The sequence below is a fragment of the Synechococcus sp. R8-2 genome (genome assembly GCF_047461715.1).
Lineage (GTDB): Bacteria > Cyanobacteriota > Cyanobacteriia > Thermostichales > Thermostichaceae > Thermostichus.
Window position 1 is genome coordinate 1 of record NZ_JANSHQ010000322.1, and the last position, 3,543, is coordinate 3,543.

Sequence of the window (3,543 nt, forward strand, 5' to 3'; positions counted from 1 at the left end):
GGATAGCTGGGCGGGTAGTTGAGCATGAGACCTAAGCGCTAGAGACCCATTCCACTATGGCAGAGGAGAAGCCAAAAACCCACTCTCCGGCCTTTGCCAGGCATGCTCGCTATAGTGGAAGCCGAGTTGCGGGATAGATTCTGTGTTGCAGGCTTCTCCTTTCTTCCAGGCCGGGCGGATGGGCGCCTATCCCCTGGGCTCAGGCTGCTATCACTTCTCGGTGTGGGCGCCCTTGGTTGAGCAGGTGGAGCTGAAGCTGCTCAGCCCTGTCCAACGTTGCTTTACTCTAGTGCGGGATGAGCAGGGCTATTGGCAGGGGGAGGTGGACGGGATCCCGCCTGGGCCGGTGGACTATCTCTACCGTCTGCACACCCAGGCAGGGGTAGTGGAGCGGCCGGATCCCGCTTCCCGCTGCCAGCCCTACGGCGTCCACGGCCCTTCGCGGGTGGTGGATCCCCGCTTCGACTGGCAGGATCAGGGGTGGAAGGGGATCCCCCTGTCTCAGTGGATCCTCTACGAGCTGCATGTAGGCACCTTTACCCTCGAGGGCACCTTTGCTGCTCTGATCCCTCGCCTGCCGGAGTTGGTGGAGTTGGGGGTAAACGTGCTGGAGCTGATGCCGGTGGCCCAGTTTCCAGGAGAGCGCAACTGGGGCTACGACGGCGTCTACCCCTACGCGGTGCAGACCAGCTATGGAGGAGCGGCAGGCTTCAAAGCCCTAGTCAATGCCTGCCACCAACTGGGTTTGGCCGTCATCTTGGATGTGGTCTACAACCACCTGGGGCCGGAGGGGAACTACCTGCGGGATTTTGGCCCCTACTTCACCGACAAGTACCACACCCCTTGGGGGGATGCCCTCAACTTCGACGACCGCTATTCTGACGGCGTGCGAGAGTTTTTCCTACAAAACGCCGAGTACTGGCTGGAGGAGTTTCATCTCGATGGGCTGCGGCTGGACGCGGTGCATGCCATCTACGACTTCAGCGCCTACCCCTTCTTGCAGGAATTGGCAGAGCAGGTGGATGCCCTAGAAGCTCGCACTGGCCGGCCCAGGGTTCTCATTGCCGAAAGTGACCTCAACGATGTCCGCCTCATCACCCCCCGAGAGCAAGGGGGCTACGGGCTAGATGCCCAGTGGTGCGATGACTTCCACCACTCACTTCACACCCTGCTTACCGGGGAAAAGACAGGCTACTACCAGGACTTTGGCGAATTGGAGCACCTGGCCAAGGCTTACCGGGAGAGCTACGTTTATTCTGGCCAGTACTCCTGCTACCGCGCCAGGCGTCACGGCAACTCCGCTGTTGGGCGACCGGGATCCCAATTTGTTGTCTGCATTCAAAACCACGACCAGGTGGGCAACCGCAGGCTGGGAGAGCGCCTTAGCCAGCTCACCTCTTTCGAGGGCCTCAAATTGGCTGCCGCTGCCCTGCTGCTAGCTCCCATGCTGCCGCTGCTATTTATGGGGGAAGAGTATGGGGAAGTGGCGCCATTTCTGTATTTTGTCAGCCACGGGGATCCCGACCTGGTGGAAGCGGTGCGCCAAGGACGCCGCCGCGAGTTCAGCGCCTTTGCCTGGCAGGGAGAGCCGCCGGATCCCCAAGCTGAAGAGACTTTCTTGCGCTCCAAGCTGAATTGGGAGTTGAAAAAGGCCGGTCACCACCAGGTTCTCTGGAAGTGGTACCAGACCCTGATCCGGCTGCGCAAAACCCAACCGGCCCTCCAGCACTTGGAGCGGGATGGAGTGGAAGTGGAGCTCTTTTCCAACTCTGGCCTTGCCCTGCACCGCCGCCACGGATCCCAGGCTTTGCTTGCCCTTTTCAATTTCAGCCCCGATCAGCCAGTCACCTATACCCAATGGCCCAGCGGCACCTGGGAGAAGCTTTTGGATAGCCACGAGGCCCAGTGGTTGGGCAAGGGATCCTCTCTGCCCGCCGGAAGCCAAGGAGATCTTGTGGAGGTACCGCCCTATGGGGTGGCGGTGTACGGTCAGAACCCCTAAAAGAGGTAATCCCGGCCGCAGCCGTAGCGCCAAGCCTCGCGGCGCCGTCTCCAGAAGTAGTCCTGGGGGTTGGTTTCCGGCTCCGGGCGATCTGTTAGCCTTTGCAGCAGCTCGTAGAGGCCAAGGGCGCCAAAGTGGCCCGCCCATGCCACCAGCTCCGGCAACCCCAACCGAGGCAAAAGTCTGGCTACCAAGCTGGGATCCCGACGCGTCACCCCCCACAGGGCCTGGGCCAAGCCGCCAAACTGCACCACATCCTGCAAAAAGGGCTGCACCACCTGGGGGCCGGCGGCAACCATGGCCGCAAACACCCTGCTCAACAGGCGGTTAATGCTATTGGGATCCCAACTTTTGTTCTGCAGAGGGGGAATCATGGCCTTCTGAAATAGCCAGGTCACGGCCAAGTTGGGCTGGTAGGGTTGCAGCAGGGCCAGGGCTGCCTGGTTCAACTGCCGTTGCGCCAGGGCCTCGTGGATCCCCTGCTGTAGGCGATCCAGGTGGCGCAACATGGCGCCAAAGCCGCCAAAGCTTAGAGGCGACTGGCTGCCACTGCTATCCCCCACCGCCAATAGGCGATCCCAGGGCAGTTGCAGCGGGCTGCGGCGGTAGGCGGGGAAAACGCCACATAGCTTGCGCACCCAGCGGATCTGGGCCAGCTCCACCCCCTGGTAGGCTGGCAGCAGCCGGCAGTAATCCCGCCAGAGCTGCTCTAGACTAGGCCGCCGGGGATCCCGGTCGCAGTAGGTAAAAAGATAGGTGGTGCGCCCATCGCGGGCAGGGAAAGCTTCCCAAAAGGGCTGGTAGCCGTTCTGGGCTGGGGTAAAGCTGTAGAAGAGATCCCCGCTGGGTTGGTCTGGCAGCCCTTGGGCACAGGATCCCACCACCAGACAGACGCTATCTGGCGGCTGCCCTTGGCGAGCCTGGGCCGCGATGGGCGAGCGGTGCCCCATGGCATCCACCAGCAGTTGAGCACGGATCTGTCCCTTGGTGGTCTGGAGGCAGATCCCATCGGGGTGAACGGTGGCACTTTGAAAGGCAGTCTGCTCCCACACTTGGCCCCCCCAGGCCAGGAAATGCTGCTTGAGGAACTCCAGGAGGCTGACTGGATCCACGCCCACATTCAGCACTCCCTCCACCCACCAGTGGGGGCCCTCCCCAAAGCCAATCCGCCCCCTCGGGTAGTGGGTAACCTGGACTGCCTCCCACTCGGGCGGGGTAAGCAGCTCCAGCTCTAACAACACCTGCAGCTCCTGGTGTGAGGTGTTCCACTCCTGCTCCCGCCCCCGCAGGATCCCGCGCTCCAGCAGGATCACCCGCCAGCCCCGCTTGGCCAAAGCCGCTGCCAAGAAGATCCCCAGGGTGCCACCGGCAATGACAACATCCACCTCCCAGCTGCCCAAGCTCTGGGAAGCCTGCTGCACGACTGTCGGCGGTAACTCCCTCCGCCTCTGCCGCAGGGATCCCCACCAGGCATCCGAGGCGGGCAAGGCTTCCGGCGGGGGGACAACTTCAGCCATCGGCAGGAGCATGACTCTAGTCAA

Annotated in this window: 2 protein-coding genes; one reads left to right on the forward strand and one right to left on the reverse strand. The window is 62.3% G+C overall.

Annotated features, from left to right (window positions below):
* The first annotated feature begins 142 nt into the window (after window positions 1-142).
* Window positions 143-2,002, forward strand: coding sequence for a malto-oligosyltrehalose trehalohydrolase (treZ, locus tag NW819_RS08170; RefSeq protein WP_414413455.1), 1,860 nt, complete (start codon window positions 143-145; stop codon window positions 2,000-2,002).
* On the opposite strand, the gene NW819_RS08175 is transcribed toward treZ, so the two are convergent.
* Window positions 1,999-3,519, reverse strand: coding sequence for an NAD(P)/FAD-dependent oxidoreductase (locus tag NW819_RS08175; protein WP_414413456.1), 1,521 nt, complete (start codon window positions 3,517-3,519; stop codon window positions 1,999-2,001). The two genes, treZ and NW819_RS08175, sit on opposite strands and share 4 nt — an antisense overlap.
* Window positions 3,520-3,543 lie beyond the last annotated feature (24 nt).

Excerpts from the sequence above, each read along its gene's own strand:
- NW819_RS08175 (WP_414413456.1), bottom strand. The coding sequence starts at position 3,519 with ATGGCTGAAGTTGTCCCCCCGCCGGAAGCCTTGCCCGCCTCGGATGCC.